This window comes from Shewanella carassii (assembly GCF_002777975.1).
In the GTDB taxonomy this organism is placed as follows: domain Bacteria; phylum Pseudomonadota; class Gammaproteobacteria; order Enterobacterales; family Shewanellaceae; genus Shewanella; species Shewanella carassii.
Map to the genome: position 1 here is coordinate 86,398 of NZ_NGVS01000014.1, position 26,941 is coordinate 113,338.

Consider the following 26,941-nt stretch of genomic DNA (forward strand, 5'->3'; position numbering starts at 1 on the left):
ACAAAGAGCGCCATTTGGCGCTCTTTGTTTATTAAAATAAATCAATGCCGTGTTACCAGGCATCCAATTCTGTGATCTTCAGATTCAGCAGTTGTTTCTGCCACTGGTTTTTATCTACCCCTTCAACCCAGATCACCGAGGATTGCCGCTGCTGGCCCTTGCGCAGATAGGTTTCCGGCATACGTTTGATGGCACGCCAGACCTGTAGCTCCTCTTCTTTCATCTTGCGACCCTGATCGTTGTAGAAGCTGGCGCTGATCAGTACGCCAACCATATCTTCACTGCTGTTGCTGCCAAGTTCGAAGGTCAGGCCCAGCTTGTCGCCTTGCCACTGTACCTGCTGCAGTGAAACGCTGATCCCTTCTCTGGCTGTCTTGCCAAGTAGTCCGGGAGTGGTCATGGCGCTCTGGGTCAACTGTTCGACCACGGCGGTTTTGCTTGGATCTGGTTTGGCGGCCATTTCCACTGCAGCTGCTGTGGCGGCTGTGGTATGGGCGGCCGTATTCGGCATCTCGGCCACCACTTCTTCAGTGGTCGTTTCGGGTTCGGCGGCGCTGATCACAGCTTCAGTGAGCACATACTCCCAGGTGAAATCATCTTTGAGTATGATTCTGGCGCCGTTTTCAAGAGTGACTTCGGCCACCTGGGCCGGCTCGGCAACGGCAAAACTTGAGCCCAATAGTAACGCCAGGGCACTGATGGCAAAGCCGGGTTTGAAAAGGTTCTGTTTGGACATGAGAAAATTCGTTTGGCTGAATCCTGGGTCAACAATAACTGCGGGCGCCGCGGCTGGCAATGAGGTTGATGGCATTAATGTATGATGAGCAAGCTCGACCTTGGGCCCTGGGAATTTTGCCAAGGCCTGTTTGTGGCTATGCTTGAGTCGAACCTCAGAGCATAAAGCGAATCTTGATGAGGTCATTTGACTCGGCGTGGTTTGATCCATTCATTAGTTTGATTAGTGAAACAATCAAAGAGTTTGTAACTCTTTGGTCAGCATTTACTTACAGAATGCCCCTCTATATGATCCCGCCAGTAGTCTATTTAAAAGTATGGAGTGGGTATGCCGTCGAATCTGAAGGCCTGGTTGTCGAAGGCCCTGCAATTTGGCGGGGGGTGTTTTTACCTGTTATTGGCCTCATGGAGTCTGTTTCATGTGGCCGGATGGGTTGGTACCTTGCCCGAGCACAGTCAGCACTGCCAGGACTCGATACTGCTCAGTAGTTGGTCGCCTGACAAGGGCTGGCAAGCCGATGTCAGCTTTTCCAACTGTAGCCTGCATGGTCATGAGCATTGGCAGAGTCAATTGAGTTTGACCGATTTGGAGTCCGGGCGACAGTTTCCCGGTTTGCTGGTGGTATCCGGTCGCCACGATGAATTGGTTCTCGATTGGCACAACGATAGAGAATTACGTATCTCCGGCATTCCCTACGATCATCTGTTGCATTTTCAACAACCTCACAGTGCTGAGGTGGTTCTTGGTCTGAAAGGTGATTGAGAGCACGAACTCCCCTGAATGCACAAAATTCCGTCATAAACCTCAGCACGTTCTGACACCTGTATGTTAGTCTGCACCCAGCCCCTATTTGAGTGTTGGGTGAGTGTTTTTTCTCTGAGAGGTTAATTTTGGATAACTTGGACAAAGACTTGAGATTTGAGCTGTCTCATTGGCTATCACAATTGGGAATCGACATTATCCCGGAAGATGGTTTGTCCACTTCGATCATGGTGATTGCCTGCCTGTTGTTGGCGGGACTGGCTTATTTTATTGTCCGTCGCGGCGTAGTACGGGCGATGAACCTGGTGATTCAACGTTCCAAAGTGACTTGGGACGACATCTTTATGCGCCACAGGGTGCTGGAAAAGCTGGCGATGCTGGTGCCGGCGCTGGTGCTCAACCTGCTGATCCCTATTACGCTGACCGACCATAAACTATTGGCGGGCTTGGTCGACAAACTGCTCAGTGTCTGGCTGGTCGTCTTGCTGATCCGCGCCGCCTATGCGGCATTGGATGCGGTCGATGAAGTGGCCGACGTTAAGTTGATTAGCCGCCGTTTACCGGTGAAGAGCTTTGTACAGCTGATCAAGCTGTTCCTATTCTTCGTTGCCATCATTATTTCCATCTCGATTTTGGCCGACCAATCACCAGTTTATTTCCTCAGCGGCCTGGGTGTCGCCACAGGTTTGGTGATGTTGGTGTTCAAGGACACCATTCTGGGTTTTGTCGCCGGTATTCAGCTGGCGGCTAACCGCATGGTCAGCACCGGTGATTGGATCCAGATGGATAAATACGGCGCCGATGGCGCGGTGGAAGAGGTGTCGCTGACTACGGTCAAGGTTCGCAACTGGGACAAGACTATCACCATGATCCCGGCCTATGCGCTGGTGTCAGATGCCTTCCGTAACTGGCGAGGCATGTCCGAGTCAGGCGGTCGCCGAATCAAACGTTCGGTCAACATAGATATCAACAGCATACATTTCCTGACCGAAGAAGACAGGCAGCGTTTGGCGAAGATTAATTACCTCAAAGAATATCTGCCGCAGAAGATCCATGAGATTACCGAGTCCAATGCCAAGGTGTCGGATATTGATATGCCGGTCAATGGCCGTAGGTTGACTAATGTGGGGACCTTCAGAGCCTATCTGCTGGAGTATCTCAAGCACCATGACAAGGTGCACAAGGATATGACCCTGATGGTGCGGCAATTGGCGCCCACCACCGAAGGGCTGCCGATCGAGCTGTATATCTTCACCAATGATACCCGCTGGGCATACTATGAAGATATTCAGTCCGATATCTTCGACCACATCTTTGCTATCTTGCCGCAATTCGGACTGCGGGCCTTCCAGGGGCCGACCGGCAACGATATCCGCAGCTTGAAAGATAATGGAGCCAGCGCAAATAAGCCTACATAGGCTTATTCGCACCTACCCTAAAGCGCTTCCCTAATCTTTAACGGCCAATACAGTGGCGAGGGTGACAAACACCCCGCCACTGACACGATCCAGCCAATGCAAGCGTTGGCTGCGCTTCAACCATGAGGCCATCACGCTGGCCATAGAGGCGTAAAGCATCACAAAGCTGAAGTCCACCAAGGCCCAAGTCGAAGCCAATACTGCCAGTTGTGGCCCCTGCGGCGTAGTCACATCGATGAATTGTGGAAATAGAGCGGCGAAAAACAGCAGATCCTTGGGATTGCTGATCCCTACCAGAAACGCCTGCCTAAACAGACTGAGAGGATGGCCATGTCCCTTGGGGGCGATACTCTGTTCGGCCGCATGGGGCTTGGTGAGCAGCAGCTTAATCCCCAGATACATGAGGTAGGCGGCACCGCACCACTTGAGTAGGGTAAAGCCGTATTCGCTGGCATGCAGCAAGGCGCTCAGCCCGGCGATGGAGGCCAACATCAACAGCAGTGCCGCACTGACACTCCCCAAGGCCGTTGCCAGACTGCGGCGTTTACCAAAATGGATCCCGTGAGAGATAGACAACATGGCGATCGGGCCGGGAGAAATGGCTATCAATAAGATCGCAAACAGGTACAGCAAGAAAGTCTGGTGATCCATAGTTTTGTATACAAAGTTTCCGGTTAAGCGTCACTATAGTCGGCCAAGGTTTGCCGAACAAGCATCACTTGTTCGGCGAATAGTCCGGGATCGCCTTGGGAAAGCGGCCGCGAATACCGCGGTAGAAGGCGATAAGTTGGTCCATGTCATGTTGCATGTCAGCACTCGGTATCAAAGGCTGATTGATCACCACCGCCTTCTGACTGAAGTCCAACCCCACGGCCACAATCGGCACTCCTGCCTGGGAGGCGATATGGTAGAAGCCAGTCTTCCAGCGTTTTACTGGGCTGCGGGTGCCCTCAGGCGCCAGTGCCAACTTGAAGTTGGGATCCTGACGATACAACTCGCTGACCGCATCGACCAGATTATTGTTCTTGCGTCTGTCGACCGGGCTGCCGCCTATGGCCCTGAAAAACCAGCCCCAGGGCGGAATGAAGAGTTGATGCTTGCCGAGGAAGTGGATCTTCACCGCCAGAGCCCCTCGGGCGAGCACGCCGATAATAAAGTCCCAGTTACTGGTATGGGGCGCCACTATCACCAGATATTGCGAGGAGTCGGGCAGTTGTCCGCGAATTTGCCAGCCAAACAGAGCCAGCAGCCATTGGCAGATTTTCTTAAACATAGAGAGTTGCCAAACCTTGAGTTGATTAAAGGTATAGTTCAAAAGTGTTTGGGGTGGGCTGTCAGTCCAACCTTGATTGGCTTAGGAGTCTGAACATAGGCAGCACTTCCCCAAGCAGAGGCCTGAGAGAAAATATAATTTCAGTATTATCCCGTTTGTGCAAGCCTGGGTGCTATATCTTGCTATGGACTCGTCATTGGCTATGAATCGCTGTGGCGTAAGTTTGTTCAAAATGCGCGGTGGATTTGCTTACAATCTACTAAGACAATGTTTACTCGGACCTTTCCTGATCTCGGCACGGATGGGTTAGTATCGAGCATATAAGCTCAACGACAGTGTCGGCACGGTTTCCTGGCCTGGTTCCGGGAGGGTGCAAAGGAGGAAAGATGAAAAGGTTAATGTTTGGGCTCCTGTCTGTACTGCTGCTTGCGAGTGCTCCGACCAAAGCGGTACCGACAGATGAAATCACCGAGCTGCTCAATCGTCAGCAACAAGCCTGGAATCAAGGGAATATCGATGCCTATATGTTGGGTTACTGGCACGACCCTAAGCTGAGGTTTGTCTCCAAGGGCGAGTTCAAATATGGCTGGGACAAGATGCTGGCCGCCTATAAACGTAGCTATCCGGATCGCGCGACTATGGGCCAGCTCAAGCTGGAGCTCAAGGATGTGCAGATGTTGAGTAACTATTCTGCCTTGGTGGCCGGTCGCTGGGTCTTGCTCAGACAAAAGGACAGCCCATCCGGAGTCTTTACCCTGCTGTTGGAAAAGAAAGACGACCATTGGGTGATCACTCACGATCATTCATCCTGACTTGCATAGGGAATTAGATTTATCTAATATCAGTCCATTAAAAAAATCTAATGGAGCACCCTATGTTAAAACCCACACTGACCGCCTTGCTGGCCTTTGCCTTGGTGAATCAAGCCATAGCCGAGCCGGCTGCCGCAGAATTCAAAGCTGAGGCGGCCGCGCTGGCCAAGCGTTTTGCCCAAACACTCAAGCCGCAACTGCAGCAAGCCCTGGCCGAAGGTGGCCCGGTGGCGGCCATCGAAGTTTGTTCCCGTAAGGCGCCGGAAATTGCCCGCCAGCTCTCCGCCGAGAGTGGTTGGCAGGTAAAACGTGTCAGTCTGAAACCCCGTAATCCGGCGGCCGAGCCGGAGGCTTGGCAGCGACAGGTATTGTTATCATTCGATCAGCGGGCCGCAGCCGGTGAAGACCCACAAACCCTGAGTCATATTGATCAGACTGAGCCACAACTGCGCTTTATGAAGGCCCAGGGGGTTGCGCCGCTTTGCCTCACTTGTCACGGTAGCCAATTGGCGCCCGAAGTCAAAACCGCATTGGATGAGCACTACCCGAATGATAGTGCCAGAGGTTATCAGCTTGGGCAGATCCGCGGCGCCATTAGCATAGAGGCTCCGCGTTTGTCAGCGCAAAACTGAACTGTTCCAACCCCAGTTGTCGCCCCTTGCCATCATACCTGGCTTCGTAAAAGTTCAGTTTCCCCTCGCGGGAGAGGAATATCAGGCTGGTGGCCCGGGTGCCGTATTCCGGGTGGCGAATATAGATGGATGACAGACGGCGCTCCCACTCTAGGCTGACTCCTGTGTTTGGCAGGCTGGTGTCCGGCGCCGGGGTCTCATCACGCATTATTGCCAGCAGCTTATCTATATCCGGCTTGGCCGATTGGCTAATCAACTGCTCCAACGCCTGCTCGCCGCGGGCCATCTTGGGCCAGATATCATCCAAGGCGCCATTGCTGATGGCGTGAAAGCCCCTGTTCAAGCACCGCAATGACTTATCCGGGCTGTGATAACACCAAAATTGCCTGCCCTGGCCGAAAACTAGATTGAAAGGATTGTAGTTGTCGCTGTGGTCACTGAGCCATTGCGGCTCTATTGGCGATTGGCTATCGAGCGCCTTGAGCACCAACTCCCCGCGGCTGCGCATGCCTTCCGGCTGCGTGATTGGCTGGCGGATATTGGTGAGACCGGCCACCATTCCCAAACGATTACAGCCAAGCCAGGTTCCCCCAGCCTGCAGATCCTTACCCGCCAGCAGTTGCTGCTGTGGTGGCCAAAAGTGTGCCGGGGTCGTGGGCCTGTGATGAAACTCATCGCGGTTGGCGCAGAGGATCAGCGGATAATCCGGATGCTGATCCAGCGCCAGAAACAGAATGCACATGGGCTGTCCTTATGCCTAGTCTAAATGCGGGCTTATCCCACAAGTTAGCTAACAAAGGCGCCCATTGACAGGGTTAAATCAGTGAGAGCCTTTGTCTTGATGCTCGTGGCCATGCTGGTGAGCATGGCTGTGTGAACCATGGCTATGTGAACCATGGTTGTGGCCTGAGTCATTGTGCTGCCCCGAGCCGTGGTCATGGCTATGGCCTTTGGCCAGCCACATCCCCCGCAAAAACTTGCGTGGCCCCTGACGCAGCAAGCTGCTGGAGTAGAGCAGACACAGCAGCGTCAGCGCCGGGTAGCTTATCTCTTTCGGCAGATCGCCCAGCTCACGCCACTGTGGTTGCCACCAGGCAATGCCGCTAAGCAGAATGGATAGCAGCAGCAACATGCCGAGCCGTTGGCTCCAGTTCATCAACTTGAGTTGTGACAGGTTAAGCACAGGTGCGGCTATCAGGGTCAAGGCTACCGCCAAGGGGCTCCAGCCGCTGTAGGCCAGCGACATCGCCAACACGGCAGCGCCCAGATTGCAGAAACGCAATGGCAGAAACAGCAAGGCCAGCACCAGCACTTGTGCCAGCGGGTGCGACAGCGGCACTGACGGATGGCCTATCAGATTGGCGAGGATCAGACTGAGCAAGATCCAGGGCGCGCTTCTATCCACCAGATGAGTGAAACCGAAATGCCAGGCGGACTGCGGCACCTTGGGGTGAGGATCGGTCAATTCAATGCGGGCATAACTCAAAAACAGTCCCAGTGCGGCGAGTGCGAGTGCTTGCAGCAGGGCAAATTGCCAGCCCAGCAGCACCAAGGTCAGCAACAAGGCTTCGGGGCCGGCGAGCCGTTGCAGCCAGCGTCCCGGCAGCGAGGCTTGAGTAGGAGACAAACCTGCGGCAAAACGTATGCTGGCCAAGGCGTAGGCCGCCAGCAATACCGGAGCCAGTAACAGCAACCAGTGCAGCAGTTGATCTGTGCTGTGGTCATGGTGAGCGTGTTGGTGGCCGCCGGAATCCATCATCAGCAGCAATGCCAACAGCCCTATCCCCAGCAGGCTGCCTATGCCGGCCTGGTATTCATATTTGCTGCTTGGGGTCTGCTGCCCATGGCCGTGGGGCTGATGCAGCACCACATGCAAAATAGAGCCTGTGACAAAGGCTTGCAGGTACACTGTATTATCCAGGCTCAAATGGCTGAGCAGTTGCTCGCCGGCGAAGTAGCCCACAGATGTCAGCGCCATCATGGCCAGCAACACCAGACTGGCCCAACGGGTGCCAACCTGGGGTTTGAGCAACCACCAAATCGCCAGGCCCACGGGTAGCCTGTGCATGATCACCCCAAGCGCCAGCAGGCTGGAGTTACCTTCCTGTTGTGCCAGCACCATTGCGCCGCCATCTGTGATGGTGTGCAACAACAAGCCGCCGATCCCCAGCGTGAGGGTCAAATTATGGGTGATCTCTGAGTAGCGATGAAACAGCTTCTCACTGGCACTCGGGCCCCAAAGGCCGAGGATCACGAAGACAATCGCCAGTATGCCGCCGTGCTCCAGCAGTTCCGGTAGGATATGGATCAATACCAAGCCACCGAGAGATACAAAAATAAAGCCGTCCAGGCCCTTCTGCAAACCGCTGCCTGAAGAGAAATAGCGGTAAAACAGCGGGCCCAGGAGCAGGGCGATAAAACTGGCGACAAGATAGAGCATGTATTTCACGGCTGAAGTTTAGAGAACGCCATAGTATACCAGTAGCCGCGCAAATGAGCAGTGCCGTTACCTGGAATTTACCTTGAAGGATTTTCCCCCCGAGACCACAGATAAAAGTCCACAGCCGGTGACTAAAAAGTTATACAATAGTCGACTCTATGTTGTTGTATTGGTGAATGGATATTTATGGATACTCTGTCGGCTGCCGTAATGCTGTTTCTTATTATGGATCCCTTGGGCAACTTGCCTATCTTTGCTTCTATATTGCGTCATATCGAGCCCAAGAAACGCCGTCGAGTGCTGATCCGAGAGCTTATTTTTGCCTTGTTGATCATGCTGTTATTTCTATACGCCGGTGAAGCCATCCTGAGTTTCCTCAACCTCAAGTCAGAATCGGTCAGCATTGCCGGCGGCATTATTCTGTTCCTGATCGCCATCAGGATGATCTTCCCCCAACCCGGTGGGGTGGTGGGCCTGGCCGCCGGTGAAGAGCCCTTCATTGTGCCGATGGCAATTCCCTTGATGGCCGGTCCTTCGATTTTGGCGGCACTGATACTGCTGGCCCATACGGATAGCAGCCGGATGGCCGACTGGACCATAGCTCTGGTAGCGGCCTGGGGCGCCAGCGTGGTTATCTTGATGTTTTATAAGTTATTTACCAAGGTTTTGGGCGACAAGGGGCTCACTGCGGTCGAGCGCTTGATGGGTATGGTGCTGGTGATGATCTCGGTGCAGATGTTCCTCGATGGCGTCTCCCGATATTTGAACCCCTGAGTTGTTAATCGTTGTGTTAAGTCGAGGTAGAAGTGCTTAGTTGTGCCCTGATATGTGCATTGAGTCTGGCCGCCGGAGATTATGACAATCTCTTGCCCTATCAAGGCACGCCGCAACAAGCGCAGGAGCGGGACGTCGCCGGGAATCTGACTATCCCCGCGGTGTACATGGATATGGGCGCCTGGCATGGGTATCACCTGCCGGATGAGCCTGCATTTTATGGCAGCTTCAGCGGCCCCTTGATCATCGCCCAAGAATACAGCTTGCATTTGGCGCCCAGCTTGCAGCACCTCAGCATATTGGAGTTGAGCACAGGCCAGGCGAAGAATTTTGCCGAAGCGAAAAGACGCCTGTTCAGTCGCCCGGATGGCCTGTATCAGGAATATCGCTGGCCAGATCTTAGCCTCAGCACCAGACTCTATTTTGCCGATGAGCGCAGTTCACTGATTGAGACTGTGCTGGAAAATACCGGCACCCAAGCGGGTCAGTGGCAGTTGCAGTGGCAGGGAGAACCCTTCGACACTGCGGTAGGCAAGCCCTGGATTGCCGGCAGACAGTTTGCGACCAATCAACTGGAGTGGCAGTTTCGGCCACTTAGAAAAACTTGGTCGCTAATGCTCGATGATGCCAAATTCCGCATAAGCTTCCGTGAACCCACCTTTCTGGAAGAGTGGGGCGCTCGGGGCTACCGAGCCAGTTCTGAAGTGCTGAACCTGGCCCCCTCTGAGCGGCGCAGTTTTCTCAGTGCCCAGCAATATTTTCACACCGCAGCAGAAGCCAAGCCGCTGCAGTGGCCTAAGTTGTTGCTGAGCGCCGAGCGCAACCATAGTCGCTGGGGTTGGCGTCTGGCCAAGTTGGCCGATGGCGACTTGGGACAAAAGCGCATGGCCGCTCGGGCCATTAGCACCCTGACACACAACTGGCGCAGCCCGGCCGGAGCACTGCGTCACCACGGGGTAACGCCTTCGGTCACCTACCAATGGTTCAATGGTCTCTGGGCCTGGGATAGCTGGAAACAGGCGGTGGCCTTGGCGCGTGTCGAGCCCTGGCTTGCCAAGTCCAATGTGCGGGCGATGTTTGACTATCAATTTGATGCGCAGGATCCCGTCAGACCCCAGGATGCCGGCAGCATGCCGGATGCAGTGTTTTACAACCAAGATGCAGCCCGCGGCGGTGATGGTGGCAACTGGAATGAGCGGAATGGCAAACCGCCGTTGGCGGCCTGGGCCGTATGGGAGATCTACCTTCAGGACGGTGACAAGGCATTTGTTGCTGAGCTCTACCCAAGACTGATGGCTCTGCATGCTTGGTGGTATCGCAACCGGGATCATGATGGCAATGGTTTGGCGGAATATGGCGCCAATCTGCATCCGTTGCACGGTGAGCCCGGGGCACCTAATCGTGATGCCATCATTCAGGCCGCAGCCTGGGAGTCCGGGATGGACAATGCGCCCAGATTCGATGCCGATAACAGCCTGCAGGTACTGGAAAATCGCGACGCTAAAGGGCGTTTGCTCGGTTACTCACTCAATCAGGAGAGTGTCGATCTCAATGCATTTCTCTATGCCGATAAGCAGTATCTGGCGCAGATGGCCAGTCTGCTGGGACGGGAAGCCGAGGCAATGCAACTGCGGCAACAGGCCCAGCGGTTGGGACAGGCGATTCGGCGGGACTTTTTCGACCCTGCCAGCGGTTTCTTCTACGATGTACGTTTCGATGCCGAGGGTAAGCGGCGCTTGCTCAGCGACAATAAGGGCACTGAAGGTTGGATCCCGCTGTGGGCCAGTGTTGCTTCGCCTGAGCAGGCAGAAGCGGTGGTAAAGCAACAGCTTAGGCCAGAAAGCTTCGGCACCCAGGTGCCGTTTCCGAGCGTGAGCCGCGACAGCCCAGCGTTTGCCCCCGACAGATACTGGCGCGGGCCGGTATGGCTGGATCAGGCCTTCTTTGCCATTAAGGGGTTGCAGCATTACGGTTACCGGCAGCAGGCAAGTGCAATGTCGCGGCGCTTACTGACGGCCATCGCCGCCGAGAGCCGGGATCTGCCGATACGGGAAAACTACCATCCACTCAGTGGGGAAGGACTGCATGGCAGCAACTTTAGTTGGTCTGCTTCGGTCTTAATGCTGCTTTATAGCGAAGGTTTGTTGTCTGAGGCTGAATAATCGCTGAATGAGGCGAATTGGCCGCGACTTTCTGCTGTGCAATCTTAACAGCCGCTGTTAATCTTCTGTACTCTCTCTGTTAATAATTAAGGTGCCACCGGTGCGACTGCCCTCAACTCTTGCCATCTGTTTGTTTCTGGGTGCCTGTCAGGCTGGAAACGAAGCGGGAACCGATGCCATTGCGGATAAAAACCGCGCGGTTAAACCCTTGTTGCCCTGTGGCAGTGGGGCACCTGTGGTAAATCGGGCTAAAATTAAAGCCAGTCTGATCGAGCGCAACATCATTACTCCGCAAATGAGCGAACAAGAGGCCGAAGCCAAGGTCTCTGAGTATATTCAGCAGCGCAATCAAAAGTTTGAAAAGTGTATCAAGGAGCCAAAGTCATGAGTTTGAAGTCGGTACTGGCCCTGGCCTTGGGGACAGCTTGTCTCTTTGGGGCAACGAATATTTTAGCCGCCACGGCTCCGGCGGATCCCGGAGTCATTAACAAAGAGCAGATCCTCTATTGGTTGGTGAAACGCGGTGAACTCGATGCCGATGCCTCTGAAGAGGAGCGGCAACAGGCGCTGGCAGCCTATACGGCCAAATCTACGGGGGCGGGCAGTAAGACAGCGCAAGTGCTCAAGGCCAAGGAGCAACAACTGCTGCAACAGGCGCGAAGCAACAGCCTGCGTCAAAGCAAGTTAATGCGGGCACAGTCGCGGGTAGCCGATACCGATGTGACCAAGCGGGTCAAGGTGTTGGCCGTGCTGGTGGATTTCCCCGACTTGCCTTATAACGCCAATCGCCTGAGTCCCGGCGATACCGAGATGTATTACGCCAACTACTCGGTAGCCCATTACCGTGGCCTGTTGTTTTCCGATGCAGGTTTCCCTGGGCCCCAGGGGCAAGTACTGCCCTCAGCCTATCAGTACTATCAAGCGGTTTCCGGTCAGAGCTTTTTCTTCAATGGTGATGTGAAAGGCTGGTTTAGAGCCAGCCAGAATGCGGCCTACTATGGCGCCAACGACCCGAATAACAACAATGACGACACAGCCGCTACCGAATTGGTGGAGGAAGCGGTCGCGGCTGCAGTTGCCAGCATGAGCGCCGCTGAGCTGGCGCAGTATGATATTGAAGATCCCTATGATATTGACGGTGACGGCAACCTGAATGAAGCCGATGGGATTTTGGATCATGTGATGATCTTCCATTCCAGCATAGGTGAAGAGGCCGGTGGCGGCGTGCTCGGTGATGATGCCATCTGGTCACACAGATTTTTTGTGCCCTCGGCGCCCGGTCAATATGGTCAGGCTATTCCGGGGAGCAATATGCGTCTGTTCGGTTACACCATACAGCCGCTGGATGCCGGTACCGGTGTCTGTACCCACGAGTTTGGTCACGACCTCGGTTTACCTGATGAATATGACATCAGTAGCAATGCCAGCGATGGTTCGCCAGTCGGTCTCTGGTCTCTGATGTCCGGCGGTAGCTGGGCCGGTTCTCCAAGAGGTTCACAGCCCAGTGGTTTCAGTCCCTACGCCCGCTCATTCCTGCAGGATAGATACAAGGGCCGCTGGGTCAACGAACAATCCTTGGATTATCAAGCACTGGATAGCAATGGCACTCAAGTGACATTGGAGCATGCCAATAGCAGTGGCGTAAACCAGTTGGCCATCAAGCTGCCATCAAACTCCATCGCCTTTACTCCGGCCTATCAGGGGCAATACCAGTACTATTCGAATCAGGGCGATCAGCTCAACAACGCCATGTCGTTCGAGCTGCAACTGCCCATGAGTACCAAGCTAACACTGAAGATGAAGGCCCATTGGCAGATAGAAGAGGACTATGACTATGTGCAACTGCTGGTGGATGGGGTGCCATTGGCTGGAAGCCATACCAAGAGCAGCAACAGCATTAACAATGCCGCCTATATCATTAGCGGTGACTCGGCGGCCTTGTCTGGTGGTGAGGGGGAACAGGGCTGGCAGGAGATAAGCTTTGATCTCAGTGCCTATGCCGGGATGAACAAGCGGATAAGCCTGGTATATCGTACCGATGAAGCGGTCGGTGGCTATGGCTTTGTGGTAGATGATATACGTCTCGAGAGTGACGGCAACCTAGTCTACAGCGACAATGCCGAGACGGCTCTCGAGGCGGTAAATCTTTCGGGTTTTGTTCGCACCGACGACACTCGCCCAGGCGCGCCGCGGCGTTATCTGTTGCAACTGCGTAACTATCAGGGCGTGGATAGCGGGTTGCAGCAAGACAGTTATGAGCCGGGACTCTTGGTTTGGTATGAAAACTTAGCCTACAGCGACAATAAGGTGGCCGAACATCCTGGATATGGCCTCATTGGGGTGGTGGATGCGGATCAAAACCTGATTGGCAACCGTGATACCGATGTGCAGGTTCGTGATGCCAGCTTCAGTATTTATCCACAGTCGGCGTTTTTCGGTGATACTCATCTTGGCAACAATAGCCTGTTTGATGACAGCGACGACTACAGCGCGCCGCTTAAGCCTCAGGCCGGTCTGGTGCTGCCCCAGCTGGGTCTGATGGTGCAGTTGTTGACTCAAGAGCCAGACAGCAGCCAGGCGCAGCTGTTGGTGAGTAAACGCAGCGACAGCAGCGGCACAGAACTCAGTGCCAGCATTTCAGCGCAGCAGGAGGGGGGCAATGTCAGTTTTAGCGCCAATCTCAGTGGCGGGACGGCACCTTACACTTACCTGTGGGACTTTGGGGTTGGCGGCGCCAGCAGTACCCAAGCGACGCCTCAATACAGTTACAGTGAGTCTGGTGTCTACACAGTCACACTGACTGTGACAGACGCCAATAACCGGCAAACCGTGACCCGCTTGCAGCTGACGGTCAGCATTCCTCTGTCGGCGCTGTTCGATATCAGTGGTACAGGTTTAACCGTGCAGTTCAATAACCTCAGCCGTGGTGGCAGCGGAGAACTCAGTTATCAGTGGGACTTTGGTGATGGCCAGAGCAGTACTGAGGCTTCTCCATCGCATACTTACAGTGCGGCGGGCAGCTACAGTGTGCGCCTGACAGTGACCGACTCACAGAATAATCAGAGCAGTAATAGTCGTACTCTGGTGGTCTCCAATCCGGTTGTGCCCAATACGACTGAAAGCAGTTCCGGCGGCGGAGGTGGTAGCCTCGGCGGTCTGAGCCTATTGGGGCTGGCGCTGATCGCCTGGCGGCGCAGGCACTGACAGAAATAAGGGACGCTCAAGCGTCCCTTATGTTTTTGGTCGTTCAAGAGAGGGATTACAAGCCCGTGCTCAAGGCGTAAGTTGGCCTTGATTGATGGCGGCAACCGCCGCCGGCAGGAAGATTTCACCGACAATCAGCTGCTGTTCCTGAAAGTGGAAATAACGTCTTCTGCCCCAGATAGCCTCTGTGGTGGGTTGCGACAGTGAATTGGCTAGGGAAGCGACCCGTGAATGGTTGTCGAAGCTGGCAACCTCTATGGCGCCGGGTTCAAAGCCGATATCACCAAATAACAACTCTCCCAGGGGGCGAGTACCCAACTTACCCAGTCTCTGCTGTTGCTCCAGCAGCTTTGCCGGGATCAGGGTGCGGCCAAAGACCCAGGGGGTTCCGTCCAGGCAGAGCAACACCTCTCTAATCCAGATGGCTTTGTGCTCCTTACCCTGCCACTCTTGAGCCGCGGTGGGCAGCATGGCTTCGCCGAGCAGTCTGACCTCAAAATGATGACAGCAGCTCTTGAGTCTCTTGGTGAGACTGCCGGTCGCCAGCAGCCAATCATGCAATGGTGCTGCGGGGAGTTGTTGTGATTGCTCTGGCGAAAACCACTGAATTGATTCACCATAAGGAAAGCTTAAACTGGTCACATTCATCGGATACCCGGTACAATACTACAACTCGGGAGTCTATCACGCTTGCCCTTGGGCAGATAGAGAGTACGAGGCATGGGCACAAGTCACGGGAGCTGGAAACTGAATATGAAACGCATTTTGACACTGTTGTTTTTTATGCTTGCAGGCATGTTGCAGCCTGTGATGGCGGCCGATGAAAAGCCTGCCGAAGATACCTATGCCTACTATGGCTTTGAGCCTGAAATAGTGACCAATTATATCTCCAACCGCAAGAAGTTGGGGTTTGTGCGTATCAGTGTTGAGCTTATGGTGAAAGACCCCCAGGATTTGGTAGCCTTGCAACATCATGATCCCTTGCTGCGGGCCGCGATAGTAGAGATCCTCGGTAACCAACCCGAGGATAGGGTCAAGTCGCTTACCGGTAGGGAAGAGATCCGCCGCGAGTGCTACGACACAGTCAATCGTTTGCTGGAGCAGGAAACCGGCCGGGCGCTGGTGGTGAATCTGCTGTTTACCAAGTACCTGTATGACTGAGGTAAAAAAGCATAGGTTCAACGCTTCGACAAGCAAGGCCAGGGCCGAAGTAAAGGTTAGGACAAAAGTAAAGAAAAAGGCTCCAAAGGCGACGGCCGGCAAAACCTCGGTTAAAACGGGCGGGAAAGCCAAGGACAAGGGCCTCCATCCGCGCAACCTGCACCGCCAAGGCTATGACTTTGCGACTCTGGTCGCCAGTTATCCTGCGCTCGCGCCTCACCTTATCACCACAGATTATGGCCAGGTTTCGATCCCCTTTGCCGAACCGCAAGCTGTCTTGGCACTTAATGCTGCCTTATTGCAGCACCATTATCAAATCCAGGGTTGGCAGTTGCCCGAGGGCTATCTGTGTCCGCCAATTCCTGGGCGAGTAGACTATTTGCATCATATCGCCGATCTGTTGGCTGAAGGCGGTAAGATCCCCCAAGGTCGGCGCATTCGCGGCCTGGATATAGGCACGGGAGCTAACGGCATCTACCCCTTGCTTGGCTCAAGTGTCTACGGCTGGCAGTTTGTCGGCGCCGATATCAACCCTGTGGCGCTGGATAATGTCGCCGGCATTTTACAGCACAATCTCAAGCTGGCCAGCGCCATTGAACTGCGGCTGCAGCCCAAGCCAGAGCAGATATTTCATGGTTTGCTGCAGGCGGGGGAGTGTTTTGACTTCAGCCTCTGTAATCCGCCGTTTCATGCCTCGGCCGCCGATGCCCGCAGTGGCAGCGAACGCAAGCAGCGCAATCTGGCGACCAATCGTGGTGAGCAACATCAGCGTCAGGAGCATAAGTTGAACTTTGGCGGCTGTCAGGCCGAGCTTTGGTGCGATGGTGGCGAGTTGGGCTTCCTGCTGCGGATGATTCACGAAAGCCGCGACTATGGCGGACAAGTGCTGTGGTTTTCTTCTTTGGTGTCCAAGGGTGACAACCTCAAACCCTGTCAGCAGGCGTTAAAGCAACTTGGCGCCAAAGAGGTCAAGATTCTGGAGATGCAACAGGGCAATAAGCAGACTCGGGTATTGGCCTGGAGTTTCTTCGATGCCGCAGCCAGGCGTCAGTGGTGGAAGTTCAAGGCTTGAGGCCCGCCGTTGGCAGGCCTTGAGTTGGTGCTAACAGCCTAATTACTCCGGGCTCCACAGCAACTGGCCGCAGTCGGTGAGGTCATAGCCGCCGAGTAGGGCGGCCATCTGCCGGGACTGACTGCCGCCGAGCATCTTGAACAGCTGTTGCAACTGGCGACGGAAGTAGATCCCTTGCGGCATGACGAAGTCGAAGGACTCAGTCACCAAAGGCACAAAACTCAGGCCGCTTTCCATGGCGACCGCCTGACAGCCAAAGCCGATATCGGCATCACCCCGGGCAATATAACCGGCCAACTCCCGCTCACTAAAGGCGGTGAGTACCGAGTTGAGTTGCTCGAGTTTGCCCCCCTGTTTCAACAGCCAGTGCTCCAGATGTTGTTGACTGCCGGCACCACCCTGACGGGTGACCCAGCGCCAAGGGAGTTGCAGTACCTTGCTCTCCTCCTGACATCTGTGATGCATATCCGGTCGCACGATCAACCCCTGTTGGCGGTTATAGCCATGCACCATGATCCATTGCTGGTGGTTGGAATATCCCTTCAGCAGCGCCGTATGACGGATATTGCGTTCCTCCAGGCTGCCCCAGTGCAAGGTACAGACATCGGCGTAACCCTTGGATAAGAGCTCCAATCCCAAGCGGGAGCCAGTGGCGCTGTAGCTGATCAGTTCTCGACTGCCCACCTGAGCCATCAGTCTGGCCACCTGCATCGACAACAGGGGATCATCACTGCCGGTGATCAGCAAGCGGTCTGTCAGCATGCCGCTGTGGCAGGAGTCCATGATCCAGCGGTCAATTAGTATCTTTGGAAACAGCCATTTGCCTGTGATTTTGGTCGCCGGCAGCATACGCTCATTGGCCATGGCATAGACCTTCTTTTCATTGAGGTCCAAATACTCGGCCACCTGCTTGGCGCTCATATAGACAAGTTCGCTGGGCTCCGTCATCACTTCTCCTTGGTATCTTGGGTATCAGCGTGGATTGCTGGCATCAAACTCGATATTGTCGGCGCCATTGTACACCAGGAAATGGCGCCCTTTGGCGCGGGCGACCATGGTGATCCCCAGCTTTTGCGCCAGTTCTAGGCCCATTTGGGTGACACCGCTGCGGGACAAGAGCACGGGGATCCCCATCTTGGCAACCTTGATAACCATCTCGGAGGTGAGTCGTCCCGTGGTGTAGAAAATCTTGTTGTCGCCTCTGTCCTGTTCCAGCCACATCTCACCGGCCAGGGTGTCGACTGCATTGTGGCGGCCAACGTCTTCAACAAAGGACTTTATCTTATCCGCTTCACACAGCCCACAGCCGTGAACTGCACCGGCATTCTTGTAGGTCTGGTTGTATTCACTGATGTTTTTCAACAGGGCGTAGAGCATGCTCTGCTTTAGTTGCGGTTGCGGCAGGACTATGTCGTCCAATCCATCCATAAAGCCGCCGAATACTGTGCCCTGACCACAACCTGTGGTGACCGTCTTATCGGCCAGTTTGGCGTCCAGATCCTCAGTCTGCTCCCGGGTGATCACGGCCGCTGAAGCCACGTCCCAGTCAACAATCACAGATTCCAGTTGCGAAACATCATTAATAAAACCTTGATTCTTAAGGTAGCCCAGTGCCAGAGCCTCGGCTCTTGCGCCCAGGGTCATCAGGGTGACTATCGGTCGCCAGTTGAGGTAAACAGTCAGCGGCCTTTCGCAGGCAACAAACTTTTCCTGCAACTGACCATTCTCATCGACTGCAGTCACGGCAATGGTCAAAGGAACCTGGGTGTTGGTCTTGATCAATTGGGGTTTGGCATTGGTCATTATCGAATCTTCACTGAGAGCTTGAACCACAGCATAGCAATATTTATACCGACACAGGGTTCAGGCTGCTAAATGCGTGATCCGCAGCAAGCGCCGTCGGCGCACAGGTCATGAATGTCCCAGGGCAGATTGCATATTGGACAAAATGTCCTATTTTTAGCCTTAAATAGATGATTGAGTTCAAACTTATTTCTAATATCGTAACTGGCATCAAATTTGCAGATCACCTGAAACCTTACTTATGCCCGAAAATAATCCTATCGGGGGGAGTCAGTATGCAACATTCCGAAAGCGTATGGCCCATGTACGTTTCACTGAAAAAAGTGGAGAAACAGGTCGGTCGTTGGACATCCATCAGCTGGGAGTTGGATCAAGTCGTGCCCGCCACCCATGAGGCGCCGCCCGGAGCCAAATTGATACTGTTGGAGTTGTTTCGTGATGAGCGCGCCAGTTACCGTCTCAATCTGGATATGGACAATCCCATGCTTTACATCGTCTGCGATGAAGATGTCGAGGGTAACTGGATCCCGGCTGCCATCTCTGCCGACCAAAATGTCGCAGCCGGCTGTCTCGAAGGAGATACCCCGGTACTGAACATGCCGATGCCAGAGGCGATTGCCTGCTGGATCGAAGCCTTCATTACCCGCCATGGTGAAGTGGAAATCACCGCCCACAGACGCAAACATGTTAACCGCCGCAAGGAATTGGCCGAAGACAACATTCGGAGGCACTGATGGCCGAGAAGAGTGGATTCCTGAGCCGCTGGGCACTGCGTAAGCAGCAGGTGCAGGACGGGGAAACCCCAATCGATGAGCCGCTGGCAGAAGTCAGCCCTCAAGAAGACGCCGCCGCTGCGTCTGTGGCAGAAACTCAGGCCGCGCTCGACCCCCAACCAGAGGCCGAGCCGCAGGAAGAAAAACTGCTGACTGCCGAAGACTTGCCCGATCCCAAGGGTATTGAGGTTGGCGGCAGCTTCGCCAGCTTTATGGCCAAGAATGTCGACCCGGCAGTGAAGACCGCCGCGTTGCGCACCCTGTGGAAGCAACCCCATTTCAACGAAATCGACGGCTTGCTTGAGTACGCCCTCGATTACAGCAACCAGCCCAAGCTAAGCGCCGAAGCTTCGGCCGAATTGGCCAAGAAGGTGTTCCGTCACGTACTGGAAAAAGAGGAGCCGGAAGAGGCAGAAGACGCCCTGGCCGAAGCCGATGCTTCTCTGGTGGATGCCGAGGCCGATGCGCCACAGTTGGCCGAGCAATCTGCGCCACAGTCGCCAACGGACAATTTGGACGGGGAGATGCCTGCAGAGGTCCAAAATGCCACAGATACCGTGACTGAAACTCATAAGCCGGTTGTTTGACGTCAGTTTAACAGCCTTTAATGCCCATAAATTTGGTATGTGAATTGCTGTATTCAGGCTATAGCAAGCTGTAAATCAATAATAAAAGCAGCAAGATAAAGAATACGGCCACCGCCATAAACTGTTCAGGAACGCAAAGTGAACAATAGTGTGAGCAATAATTCCGCCCAGCAAGCGCTGCGGCAGGTGCGTCGAGAGGTCAGCCAGCAGACTCAGATTCTGCAAAACCTGATCCCGCCGACCGTAAGTTACACCACAGAGGGAAATGTCCTGGTGATAGGCCCCGAGGATCTGGCCCGGCTGGCGGCAGACAAACTGTCTGCCATGGCCGGTAGAGTGATCTTGGCCAATGAGCCGATCACCAGCCAGGAAGAGGCCCATCTAGAAGCCGTCATGGCTGCCGCCGAAGAGGTTGAGAGCTACTACAACAAGCTGATTGGTATCAAAGGCTTCCTCGGTCAATTCCAGGTGAGTGTCGAACACGACAACGGCGCTGCCGAGCTCAGTGTGGTTGCGCTGCGTAAGCCGCATTTTGACCTGATCCTCGACCTGAGCCGCGAGCCGCAAATTCAACTGGAAATGCTGCCACCCGGCTATTTCTATGTGGGGCAGGACCCGCAGAAACTGGCCGAAGCCTTGCAAGAGTTGCCTCAGATGATCGGCCAGTTCGACAAGCCACGCTATGTTAAGGTCAACGCCGATCTCTGTGCCCACAACCGCAACGGCAATAATGGTTGTAACCGCTGCCTCAACTTCTGTCCGGCCGATGCTATCAAGAGCGTGGCCAAGCAGATTGAGATAGACCCCTATCTGTGCCACGGCGCCGGCAGCTGTACCAATGCCTGCCCAACCGGGGCCATCGCCTACGACCAGCCAACCCCTCAGGCGCTGCATTCATACCTGAATAAGTTGATTTTCCGCTTCCGCGAGCAGGCCCAAACTGCGCCTGTGGTGCTGTTCCACGACATGGGACAGGGCGGCGCCTTGATCAATGATGAGCTGCCGGGCGAAGTTCTGCCGGTCGCGCTGGAAGAAGTCACTGTGGCCAGCATGGATCACTGGATGGCTTCTCTGGCCTGGGGCGCACGCCAGGTGTTGATCCTTAACACCAGCGCTACGGCACCGACCCTAACCCAGATGCTCAAGGGCGAACTGGGGTTGGCCAACGCCATTTTGGATGAGATGGGACAGCCTCAAAGGATTCGGGTTATCGACGAAGCCGAGCTTGCCAATCTCTGGCCTATACTGGATGTGAGCATGGACTGGCCTGTGATTGTGCCTGCGGCGCTCACTGAGGGGAACAAGCGCACCCAGCTGTATGCCGCTATCGACCATCTCAATGAGCAGGCAGCCAATGTAGATACCCAACTGGCCATGGGCAATATTCCCTATGGCCTGGTGAATATCAATGCCGACAAGTGCACCCTGTGTATGTCCTGTGTCGCGACCTGTCCTACCCAGGCGCTGACCGACGGTGGTGACACACCAGCACTGTATTTTGTCGAGCAGGATTGTGTGCAGTGTGGCCTGTGTGAGGCCGCCTGTCCGGAGAAGGTGATCAGCCTGACTCCTCAGGTCAATCTGGATAAGGCTGCACGGCAGCAGCGCCGGATCCTGAAAGAAGAAGCTCCGTTCGAATGTATTCGTTGTGGAGCACCGTTCGCGACCCAGTCTATGGTGCACCGGATGCTGGATATGGTCGGAAGCCACAGCGCCTTCAGCGCCAACATAGAGCGCTTGAAGATGTGTGGTGATTGTCGGGTGAAGGATATGTTTGAAGACATACTCCAGGATCCGGAAAAGCAACTGAGATAAGAGATCCGCTATGACCGAAACAGTAAGAGAAGTATCAGAAAACGATCAGCTTAGAGCAGATATCTATCAGCTGCTGGCGGCGCTGCTGAGGCGCCACCCCAGCCCGGAATTGCTGAGTTTTCTTGGCGACCTCGAAGTCGATGCCAATGACGACAGTGACATGACCAAGGCCTGGTTGGCGCTCAAGTTGGCGGCCGTCCAGTTCGACAGTAATCAGTTGGAAGATGAGTATTTCAACATCTTCCTCGGCGTGGGTTCGGGGGAAATCCTGCCCTATGGCAGCTGGTTTATGACAGGTTCGCTGATGGACAAGCCCTTGGCTTTGCTGCGTCAGGACCTGATGCAACTTGGCTTCGAGCGCGAAGAAAACGTCAAGGAGCCGGAAGATCATGTTGCCGCTCTGTGCGAGGTGATGAGCGTATTGCTGCTGGAGGCTCCGGCCCATCAGCAACTGGCCTTCTACCGCCGCCATATCGGCAGCTGGATCATACGTTTCTTCGATACCTTGTCCCGTTGTCCCTCCGCCGCGTTTTACGCCGTGGTGGCACAACTCGGCCGGGCCTTCTTTGAAACCGAAATCAATGAGTTTGAACAGCTGGTGCTGAGCACGCCCGTGGTGGAAACCCCGGCGGTACAGATCCAGCCCAAGGCCAGCGAGCTGGCCTGAGAATTTGCCCGTGGTAACACGGGCTAAAGCATGCGGGGGAGTTTCCCCCGTCTACCTTCAACACGAGGAGACACTATGAAGAAGCAAGCTTCCGACATGGGTCGTCGTCAACTGCTCAAGGCATTGGCGATCGGCAGTGCGGCAGGCGCGGTTGCGACTGTCAGTGGTCAAGCCTTGGCGGCCAAGCCTGAAGCACCAGAAGTGCCAAAGGGTGAGGGCTACCGTGAGACTGACCATGTGCGCAATTATTACGCCTCATTGCGTAACAAATAACGATAAGGAGAGTGTGTGATGCGATTAACCCGCAAAACAGACCAGGTCGCTGTGGCTGCAAAGCCCGCTCTGGGTCTGAATCGTCGTCAGTTCCTTAAGTCTGCCGGTTTGGCTACCGGTGGGATTGCCGCAGCGTCTATGCTGGGCGCAGGAATGATGCGTAAAGCCGAAGCCAAAGATGTTCCTCACGATGCACCCACTGAAGTGAAGCGTACTATCTGCTCTCACTGCTCAGTAGGTTGTGGTATCTACGCCGAAGTGCAAAACGGTGTTTGGACCGGGCAGGAGCCTGCCGTGGACCATCCATTCAACCGTGGTGGTCACTGTGCCAAGGGCGCGTCACTACGTGAGCACGGCCATGGTGAGAAACGTCTCAAGTATCCAATGAAACTCGAAGGCGGTAAGTGGAAGCGTCTCAGCTGGGAGCAGGCTATCAATGAAGTCGGCGACAAGATGCTGAAGATCCGCGAAGAATCCGGCCCTGACTCTGTGTACTTCATGGGTAGTGCCAAGTTCTCCAACGAGCAGTCTTACCTGTACCGCAAACTCGCAGCCATGTGGGGCACCAACAACGTCGACCACTCGGCGCGTATTTGTCACTCTACCACTGTAGCCGGTGTGGCCAACACCTGGGGCTATGGTGCGCAAACCAACTCCTTCAACGATATGCACAATGCCAAGTGCATGCTGTTTATCGGCTCTAACCCCAGTGAAGCTCACCCTGTGGCGATGCAACACATTCTGGTAGGTAAAGAGCGCGGTGCCAAAGTCATAGTGGTTGATCCACGTTTCACCCGTACTGCAGCCAAGTCTGACGAGTACGTGCATATCCGTCCCGGTACCGACATTCCTTTCATCTACGGCCTGCTGTGGCATATCTTCGAAAATGGCTGGGAAGATCAGAGCTTTATCGATCAGCGTGTCTACGGCATGGAACGTATCCGCGAAGAGGTGAAGAAGTACAACCCTGCCGAGGTTGAGCATGTTGCCGGTGTCGGTGAGGCTCAGATGCGCCGTGTCGCCAAGATGATGGCCGAGCACAAGCCTGGCACTATCGTTTGGTGTATGGGTGGTACTCAGCACCACGTAGGTAACGCCAATACCCGTGCTTACTGTATCCTGCAGTTGGCTCTGGGTAACATGGGTGTTTCCGGTGGCGGTACCAACATCTTCCGTGGTCACGACAACGTACAGGGCGCCACTGACTTTGGTCTGCTGTTCGATAACCTGCCTGGTTACTATGGTCTGACTTCCGGCGCCTGGGCGCACTGGTGCAATGTGTGGGATCTGGATCCTGCCTGGGTCAGCAGCCGTTTCGATCAAGGCGAGTATTTGGGCCAGAAGCCACAGACTTCAGCCGGTATCCCTTGTTCCCGCTGGCACGACGGTGTGTTGGAAGACAAGAACAAGATTGCCCAGAAAGATAATATCCGTCTGGCCTTCTTCTGGGGTCAGTCTGTCAACACCGAAACCCGTGGCCGTGAGGTGCGTGAAGCACTGAACAAGATGGACACTGTGGTCGTCGTTGACCCATTCCCAACCATGGCCGGTGTTATGCACCAGCGTAAGGATGGCGTCTACCTGCTGCCTGCCGCGACTCAGTTCGAAACCTATGGTTCTGTGTCAGCTTCCAACCGTTCACTGCAGTGGCGTTCTCAGGTCATTGACCCTCTGTTCGAGTCGCTGCCTGACCATGTGATCATGTACAAGTTGGCCAAGAAGTGGGGCGTTGAGAAAGAGTTCTGTAAGCACATCAAGGTCAACGGTGAAGAGCCGCTGGTTGAAGATGTCACCCGCGAGTTCAACCGCGGTATGTGGACCATAGGTTACACAGGTCAGAGCCCTGAGCGTCTGAAGATGCACCAAGAAAACTGGGGTACCTTCGACTTTGATACCCTCGAAGCACCCGGCGGCCCAGCCAAGGGTGAAACTTATGGTCTGCCATGGCCATGTTGGGGCACGCCTGAGATGAAACATCCAGGTACCCAAATCCTCTATCGTACCGACCGTGAAGTCCGCTACGGTGGTGGTAACTTCCGTGCCCGTTACGGTGTTGAGCACAATGGCAACAACATACTTGCCGAAGGTTCCTTCTCCAAAGGCAGTGAGATTCAGGATGGTTACCCTGAGTTTACCGACAAGATGCTCAAGCAGCTGGGTTGGTGGGATGACCTGACCGAAGAAGAGAAGAAACACGCCGAAGGCAAAAACTGGAAAACCGATATTTCCGGTGGTATTCAGCGCGTGGCCATAGCTCACGGCTGTATCCCTTATGGTAACGCCAAGGCCCGTTGTATCGTATGGAACTTCCCGGACGACATTCCGTTGCACCGTGAACCTCTATACACGCCTCGTCGTGACCTGGTCGCCAAGTACCCCACCTACGAAGACCGTATGGTGGCGCGTCTGCCGACCCTGTACAAGTCAATTCAGGACAAGGACTTCTCCAAAGACTTCCCGCTGGCACTGACCTCTGGTCGTCTGGTGGAATATGAAGGCGGTGGTGAAGAAACCCGTTCCAACCCTTGGTTGGCCGAGTTGCAGCAAGAGATGTTTATCGAGATCAGCCCAGGCGATGCTGCCGACCGCGGTCTACGCGATGGCGATGATGTTTGGGTACACAGCCCAGAAGGCGCCAAGATCAAGGTCAAGGCCATGGTTACGCCAAGGGTGATCAACGGTGAATGTTTCATGCCGTACCACTTCGCCGGTATCTTCGAAGGCGAGAGCCTGGTGAAGAACTATCCGGAAGGTACTGTACCTTACGTTCAGGGTGAATCGGCCAACACGGTTCTGACTTACGGCTATGATGTGGTGACACAGATGCAGGAAACCAAATCCAGCCTGTGCCAGATCACCAAAGCCTAACCGTACTTGATGAGGAGATAAGCCATTATGGCAGTCATGAAATTCTTATGTGACACCAAGCGCTGCATCGAGTGTAACGGTTGCGTCACAGCCTGTAAAAACGAAAACGACTCCGCGCTTGAGTGGGGTATCCAGCGTCGCCGCGTGGTAACCATCAATGATGGTCAGCCCGGTGAAGCGTCCATTTCAGTTGCCTGTATGCATTGTACCGACGCGCCTTGTATGGCGGTTTGTCCTGCAGACTGCTTCTACCGCACTGACGATGGCATAGTGCTACACAATAAAGATACCTGTATCGGTTGTGGCTACTGCTTCTATGCCTGTCCTTTCGGGGCGCCTCAGTTCCCGAAAAAGACCGCCTTCGGCAGTCGCGGCAAGATGGATAAGTGTACTTTCTGTGCCGGTGGTCCAGAGGAAAACTTCTCTGAAGCCGAGCGCAAGAAGTATGGTGCCAACCGTATCGCCGAAGGTAAGCTGCCTATGTGTGCCGAGCTTTGCTCCACCAAGGCGCTGCTGGCCGGTGACGCGGAAGTGGTATCCAATATCTATCGTGAGCGGATGGCCGCCCGGGGTAACCCTGATGTCATTTGGGGCTACAATCCCAAGACCGGTGAGATCAACTGAGACAGAGCGAGGGTGGGCTAAGGCCCACCCTGACGAGGAGTGACTATGTTAATCAAATCACTGCGCAGTCTGTTCGCTCTGCTGGTATTGGTTGCCGGGCTGGGGTTTGCTTCCACAGCCATGGCCGCCGATGAACAGTCGAGCCAGCAACAGGCGCAAACCAGTGAGGCCGATCTTTGGCGCGCGGTAAAATCCGGTGAATCCGGCTATACCACAGCCAAAGGGGTTGAAACCGGCGTGCTGATCAACGTGGCCGGCAACCAGGGCAAGGAGCTGCGCAATCAGTACCTGACACCCGTTATGGCAATAGCCGTAGTCGGCGTGTTTGGGGCGTTCGTGCTCTTTTACCTGGTGAATGGACCATCCAAACTGCACCATGGTTTTTCCGGCAAGTTGGTGTTCCGCTGGAGTAAGGCGGACCTGATCATCCACTGGGTAGTGGCGATCAGCTGTCTTATCCTGATCTTCACCGGCCTCAACATCATGTTGGGCAAGCATGTGCTGCAACCCTATGTCAGTGGCGATATTTGGGCGGCACTGATCTATGGCTCCAAGACGATCCACGATTGGGTCGGGCCGCTGTTTATCGTCTCCTGGGCGGTACTGGTGGTGAAATGGATGCCGGATCAGCTGTTCAAGAGCTATGACCTCAAGTGGTTCATGCTGGTGGGAGGCTACATCAACTTCGGTCCCTTCAAGGGTAAGCACCCGGATTCGGGTTTTGCCAACGCCGGTGAGAAGATGTGGTTCTGGACCCTGGCCATTTTCGGTCTGTTTATCAGCATTTCCGGCATCATGATGGTGTTGCCTAACCTGGATTTGCCCCGTGAAGCCTCGATGGCAGCGTTGTTGGTGCATGGTATCAGTGCAATTCTGATCATCGCCTTCACCATAGTGCATATCTGGATGGCAACCGTACTGTCTGAGGGCGGTATGGAGTGCATGAAGTCAGGTTACTGTGATGAAAACTGGGCGATGCAGCACCACAATGTCTGGTACGACGAAATCAAGGCCAACGGTACGCTCAAATATCGAGATAATTGAGCCCTTGAGCTGATTTAAGACTGCAAACACCCCGGCTTGCC

At 54.6% G+C, this 26,941-nt stretch carries 26 protein-coding genes; 18 read left to right on the forward strand and 8 right to left on the reverse strand.

Annotation, left to right across the window (positions count from 1 at the left end):
* Nucleotides 1-52 precede the first annotated feature (52 nt).
* On the reverse strand, nucleotides 53-736 hold the full coding sequence (locus CBE72_RS09005; RefSeq protein ID WP_100143245.1) for a DUF3157 family protein: 684 nt from the start codon (nucleotides 734-736) through the stop codon (nucleotides 53-55).
* Between the two features lie 327 nt (nucleotides 737-1,063).
* Between CBE72_RS09005 and CBE72_RS09010 the strand changes: the two genes are divergently transcribed.
* Nucleotides 1,064-1,498: a hypothetical protein gene (locus tag CBE72_RS09010; RefSeq protein WP_100143246.1), complete on the forward strand. Its 435-nt coding sequence runs from the start codon at nucleotides 1,064-1,066 to the stop codon at nucleotides 1,496-1,498.
* Nucleotides 1,499-1,635: 137 nt separating this feature from the next.
* Entirely contained in the window at nucleotides 1,636-2,916 is a 1,281-nt protein-coding gene (locus tag CBE72_RS09015; RefSeq protein ID WP_100143459.1) for a mechanosensitive ion channel family protein, read from the forward strand.
* 30 nt (nucleotides 2,917-2,946) lie between these two features.
* On the opposite strand, the gene CBE72_RS09020 is transcribed toward CBE72_RS09015, so the two are convergent.
* Both CBE72_RS09020 and CBE72_RS09025 read right to left on the reverse strand, forming a co-directional pair.
* Nucleotides 2,947-3,567: a LysE family translocator gene (locus CBE72_RS09020; RefSeq protein ID WP_100143247.1), complete on the reverse strand. Its 621-nt coding sequence runs from the start codon at nucleotides 3,565-3,567 to the stop codon at nucleotides 2,947-2,949.
* A 64-nt stretch (nucleotides 3,568-3,631) separates the two neighbouring features.
* Nucleotides 3,632-4,189, reverse strand: a complete 558-nt coding sequence (locus tag CBE72_RS09025; RefSeq protein WP_100143460.1) for a lysophospholipid acyltransferase family protein — start codon at nucleotides 4,187-4,189, stop codon at nucleotides 3,632-3,634.
* 386 nt (nucleotides 4,190-4,575) lie between these two features.
* Here CBE72_RS09025 and CBE72_RS09030 point away from each other — a divergent pair, with 386 nt between their 5' ends.
* Both CBE72_RS09030 and CBE72_RS09035 read left to right on the forward strand, forming a co-directional pair.
* Nucleotides 4,576-5,001 carry a YybH family protein gene (locus CBE72_RS09030; protein WP_229671981.1) on the forward strand — a complete coding sequence of 142 codons (426 nt, stop codon included), beginning with the start codon at nucleotides 4,576-4,578 and terminating at the stop codon, nucleotides 4,999-5,001.
* A 62-nt stretch (nucleotides 5,002-5,063) separates the two neighbouring features.
* Nucleotides 5,064-5,633 carry a Tll0287-like domain-containing protein gene (locus CBE72_RS09035; RefSeq protein ID WP_100143249.1) on the forward strand — a complete coding sequence of 190 codons (570 nt, stop codon included), beginning with the start codon at nucleotides 5,064-5,066 and terminating at the stop codon, nucleotides 5,631-5,633.
* Here CBE72_RS09035 and CBE72_RS09040 read toward each other — a convergent pair.
* Together CBE72_RS09040 and CBE72_RS09045 are read right to left on the reverse strand one after the other, a co-directional pair.
* Entirely contained in the window at nucleotides 5,596-6,375 is a 780-nt protein-coding gene (locus CBE72_RS09040) for an NRDE family protein (RefSeq protein ID WP_100143250.1), read from the reverse strand. The genes CBE72_RS09035 and CBE72_RS09040 overlap by 38 nt on opposite strands.
* Before the next feature lie 78 nt (nucleotides 6,376-6,453).
* Nucleotides 6,454-8,073, reverse strand: coding sequence for a ZIP family metal transporter (locus CBE72_RS09045; RefSeq protein WP_100143251.1), 1,620 nt, complete (start codon nucleotides 8,071-8,073; stop codon nucleotides 6,454-6,456).
* Nucleotides 8,074-8,259: 186 nt separating this feature from the next.
* Here CBE72_RS09045 and CBE72_RS09050 point away from each other — a divergent pair, with 186 nt between their 5' ends.
* The 4 genes from CBE72_RS09050 (at nucleotide 8,260) to CBE72_RS09065 (ending at nucleotide 14,213) form a co-directional block, all read left to right on the forward strand.
* Nucleotides 8,260-8,847, forward strand: a complete 588-nt coding sequence (locus tag CBE72_RS09050) for a YhgN family NAAT transporter (RefSeq protein ID WP_100143252.1) — start codon at nucleotides 8,260-8,262, stop codon at nucleotides 8,845-8,847.
* 59 nt (nucleotides 8,848-8,906) lie between these two features.
* Nucleotides 8,907-11,009, forward strand: a complete 2,103-nt coding sequence (locus tag CBE72_RS09055; protein ID WP_229671980.1) for an MGH1-like glycoside hydrolase domain-containing protein — start codon at nucleotides 8,907-8,909, stop codon at nucleotides 11,007-11,009.
* Nucleotides 11,010-11,109: 100 nt separating this feature from the next.
* Complete coding sequence (locus tag CBE72_RS09060; RefSeq protein WP_100143254.1) at nucleotides 11,110-11,397, forward strand: hypothetical protein; 288 nt, start codon at nucleotides 11,110-11,112, stop codon at nucleotides 11,395-11,397.
* Nucleotides 11,394-14,213 carry an immune inhibitor A domain-containing protein gene (locus CBE72_RS09065; protein ID WP_100143255.1) on the forward strand — a complete coding sequence of 940 codons (2,820 nt, stop codon included), beginning with the start codon at nucleotides 11,394-11,396 and terminating at the stop codon, nucleotides 14,211-14,213. Before CBE72_RS09060 ends, CBE72_RS09065 begins: the two co-directional genes overlap by 4 nt.
* 69 nt (nucleotides 14,214-14,282) lie before the next feature.
* Here the strand turns inward: CBE72_RS09065 and CBE72_RS09070 are convergent, their stop codons facing one another.
* Nucleotides 14,283-14,861: a chorismate--pyruvate lyase family protein gene (locus tag CBE72_RS09070; RefSeq protein WP_100143256.1), complete on the reverse strand. Its 579-nt coding sequence runs from the start codon at nucleotides 14,859-14,861 to the stop codon at nucleotides 14,283-14,285.
* 105 nt (nucleotides 14,862-14,966) lie between these two features.
* Between CBE72_RS09070 and CBE72_RS09075 the strand changes: the two genes are divergently transcribed.
* Entirely contained in the window at nucleotides 14,967-15,374 is a 408-nt protein-coding gene (locus tag CBE72_RS09075; protein WP_100143257.1) for a flagellar basal body-associated protein FliL, read from the forward strand.
* A complete protein-coding gene (rlmF, locus tag CBE72_RS09080; RefSeq protein WP_100143258.1) occupies nucleotides 15,367-16,446 on the forward strand; it encodes a 23S rRNA (adenine(1618)-N(6))-methyltransferase RlmF in 1,080 nt (359 codons plus the stop codon). Before CBE72_RS09075 ends, rlmF begins: the two co-directional genes overlap by 8 nt.
* Nucleotides 16,447-16,488: 42 nt before the next feature.
* Here the strand turns inward: rlmF and CBE72_RS09085 are convergent, their stop codons facing one another.
* Nucleotides 16,489-17,394 carry a helix-turn-helix transcriptional regulator gene (locus tag CBE72_RS09085; protein ID WP_100143259.1) on the reverse strand — a complete coding sequence of 302 codons (906 nt, stop codon included), beginning with the start codon at nucleotides 17,392-17,394 and terminating at the stop codon, nucleotides 16,489-16,491.
* 24 nt (nucleotides 17,395-17,418) lie between these two features.
* Entirely contained in the window at nucleotides 17,419-18,249 is an 831-nt protein-coding gene (locus tag CBE72_RS09090; RefSeq protein ID WP_100143260.1) for a formate dehydrogenase accessory sulfurtransferase FdhD, read from the reverse strand.
* Nucleotides 18,250-18,524: 275 nt separating this feature from the next.
* On the opposite strand from CBE72_RS09090, the gene CBE72_RS09095 reads away from it, so the two are divergent.
* The 8 genes from CBE72_RS09095 (at nucleotide 18,525) to CBE72_RS09130 (ending at nucleotide 26,900) form a co-directional block, all read left to right on the forward strand.
* Nucleotides 18,525-18,983, forward strand: coding sequence for a DUF3305 domain-containing protein (locus tag CBE72_RS09095; RefSeq protein ID WP_100143261.1), 459 nt, complete (start codon nucleotides 18,525-18,527; stop codon nucleotides 18,981-18,983).
* Entirely contained in the window at nucleotides 18,983-19,609 is a 627-nt protein-coding gene (locus CBE72_RS09100) for a DUF3306 domain-containing protein (RefSeq protein WP_100143262.1), read from the forward strand. The genes CBE72_RS09095 and CBE72_RS09100 overlap by 1 nt, the downstream gene beginning before the upstream one ends.
* 150 nt (nucleotides 19,610-19,759) lie before the next feature.
* Nucleotides 19,760-21,424: a 4Fe-4S binding protein gene (locus CBE72_RS09105; RefSeq protein WP_100143461.1), complete on the forward strand. Its 1,665-nt coding sequence runs from the start codon at nucleotides 19,760-19,762 to the stop codon at nucleotides 21,422-21,424.
* A gap of 10 nt (nucleotides 21,425-21,434) precedes the next feature.
* Nucleotides 21,435-22,091: a TorD/DmsD family molecular chaperone gene (locus CBE72_RS09110; protein ID WP_025889566.1), complete on the forward strand. Its 657-nt coding sequence runs from the start codon at nucleotides 21,435-21,437 to the stop codon at nucleotides 22,089-22,091.
* Between the two features lie 75 nt (nucleotides 22,092-22,166).
* Complete coding sequence (locus CBE72_RS09115; RefSeq protein WP_025010612.1) at nucleotides 22,167-22,364, forward strand: twin-arginine translocation signal domain-containing protein; 198 nt, start codon at nucleotides 22,167-22,169, stop codon at nucleotides 22,362-22,364.
* Nucleotides 22,365-22,382: 18 nt separating this feature from the next.
* The gene (locus CBE72_RS09120) at nucleotides 22,383-25,232 is read left to right on the forward strand and encodes a molybdopterin-dependent oxidoreductase (RefSeq protein WP_100143263.1); all 2,850 of its coding nucleotides are present in this window, start codon (nucleotides 22,383-22,385) and stop codon (nucleotides 25,230-25,232) included.
* A gap of 27 nt (nucleotides 25,233-25,259) precedes the next feature.
* Nucleotides 25,260-25,856, forward strand: coding sequence for a formate dehydrogenase FDH3 subunit beta (fdh3B, locus tag CBE72_RS09125; protein WP_039035146.1), 597 nt, complete (start codon nucleotides 25,260-25,262; stop codon nucleotides 25,854-25,856).
* Between the two features lie 45 nt (nucleotides 25,857-25,901).
* Nucleotides 25,902-26,900 carry a formate dehydrogenase subunit gamma gene (locus CBE72_RS09130; protein ID WP_071239162.1) on the forward strand — a complete coding sequence of 333 codons (999 nt, stop codon included), beginning with the start codon at nucleotides 25,902-25,904 and terminating at the stop codon, nucleotides 26,898-26,900.
* Nucleotides 26,901-26,941: the final 41 nt, after the last annotated feature.

Excerpts from the sequence above, each read along its gene's own strand:
- CBE72_RS09065 (WP_100143255.1), top strand. The coding sequence starts at position 11,394 with ATGAGTTTGAAGTCGGTACTGGCCCTGGCCTTGGGGACAGCTTGTCTC.
- CBE72_RS09075 (WP_100143257.1), top strand. The coding sequence starts at position 14,967 with ATGAAACGCATTTTGACACTGTTGTTTTTTATGCTTGCAGGCATGTTG.
- CBE72_RS09120 (WP_100143263.1), top strand. The coding sequence starts at position 22,383 with ATGCGATTAACCCGCAAAACAGACCAGGTCGCTGTGGCTGCAAAGCCC.
- CBE72_RS09110 (WP_025889566.1), top strand. The coding sequence starts at position 21,435 with ATGACCGAAACAGTAAGAGAAGTATCAGAAAACGATCAGCTTAGAGCA.
- CBE72_RS09010 (WP_100143246.1), top strand. The coding sequence starts at position 1,064 with ATGCCGTCGAATCTGAAGGCCTGGTTGTCGAAGGCCCTGCAATTTGGC.
- CBE72_RS09085 (WP_100143259.1), bottom strand. The coding sequence starts at position 17,394 with ATGACGGAGCCCAGCGAACTTGTCTATATGAGCGCCAAGCAGGTGGCC.
- CBE72_RS09025 (WP_100143460.1), bottom strand. The coding sequence starts at position 4,189 with ATGTTTAAGAAAATCTGCCAATGGCTGCTGGCTCTGTTTGGCTGGCAA.
- CBE72_RS09100 (WP_100143262.1), top strand. The coding sequence starts at position 18,983 with ATGGCCGAGAAGAGTGGATTCCTGAGCCGCTGGGCACTGCGTAAGCAG.
- fdh3B (WP_039035146.1), top strand. The coding sequence starts at position 25,260 with ATGGCAGTCATGAAATTCTTATGTGACACCAAGCGCTGCATCGAGTGT.
- CBE72_RS09130 (WP_071239162.1), top strand. The coding sequence starts at position 25,902 with ATGTTAATCAAATCACTGCGCAGTCTGTTCGCTCTGCTGGTATTGGTT.
- rlmF (WP_100143258.1), top strand. The coding sequence starts at position 15,367 with ATGACTGAGGTAAAAAAGCATAGGTTCAACGCTTCGACAAGCAAGGCC.
- CBE72_RS09090 (WP_100143260.1), bottom strand. The coding sequence starts at position 18,249 with ATGACCAATGCCAAACCCCAATTGATCAAGACCAACACCCAGGTTCCT.
- CBE72_RS09045 (WP_100143251.1), bottom strand. The coding sequence starts at position 8,073 with ATGCTCTATCTTGTCGCCAGTTTTATCGCCCTGCTCCTGGGCCCGCTG.
- CBE72_RS09040 (WP_100143250.1), bottom strand. The coding sequence starts at position 6,375 with ATGTGCATTCTGTTTCTGGCGCTGGATCAGCATCCGGATTATCCGCTG.
- CBE72_RS09095 (WP_100143261.1), top strand. The coding sequence starts at position 18,525 with ATGCAACATTCCGAAAGCGTATGGCCCATGTACGTTTCACTGAAAAAA.
- CBE72_RS09070 (WP_100143256.1), bottom strand. The coding sequence starts at position 14,861 with ATGAATGTGACCAGTTTAAGCTTTCCTTATGGTGAATCAATTCAGTGG.
- CBE72_RS09030 (WP_229671981.1), top strand. The coding sequence starts at position 4,576 with ATGAAAAGGTTAATGTTTGGGCTCCTGTCTGTACTGCTGCTTGCGAGT.
- CBE72_RS09050 (WP_100143252.1), top strand. The coding sequence starts at position 8,260 with ATGGATACTCTGTCGGCTGCCGTAATGCTGTTTCTTATTATGGATCCC.
- CBE72_RS09005 (WP_100143245.1), bottom strand. The coding sequence starts at position 736 with ATGTCCAAACAGAACCTTTTCAAACCCGGCTTTGCCATCAGTGCCCTG.
- CBE72_RS09035 (WP_100143249.1), top strand. The coding sequence starts at position 5,064 with ATGTTAAAACCCACACTGACCGCCTTGCTGGCCTTTGCCTTGGTGAAT.
- CBE72_RS09020 (WP_100143247.1), bottom strand. The coding sequence starts at position 3,567 with ATGGATCACCAGACTTTCTTGCTGTACCTGTTTGCGATCTTATTGATA.
- CBE72_RS09115 (WP_025010612.1), top strand. The coding sequence starts at position 22,167 with ATGAAGAAGCAAGCTTCCGACATGGGTCGTCGTCAACTGCTCAAGGCA.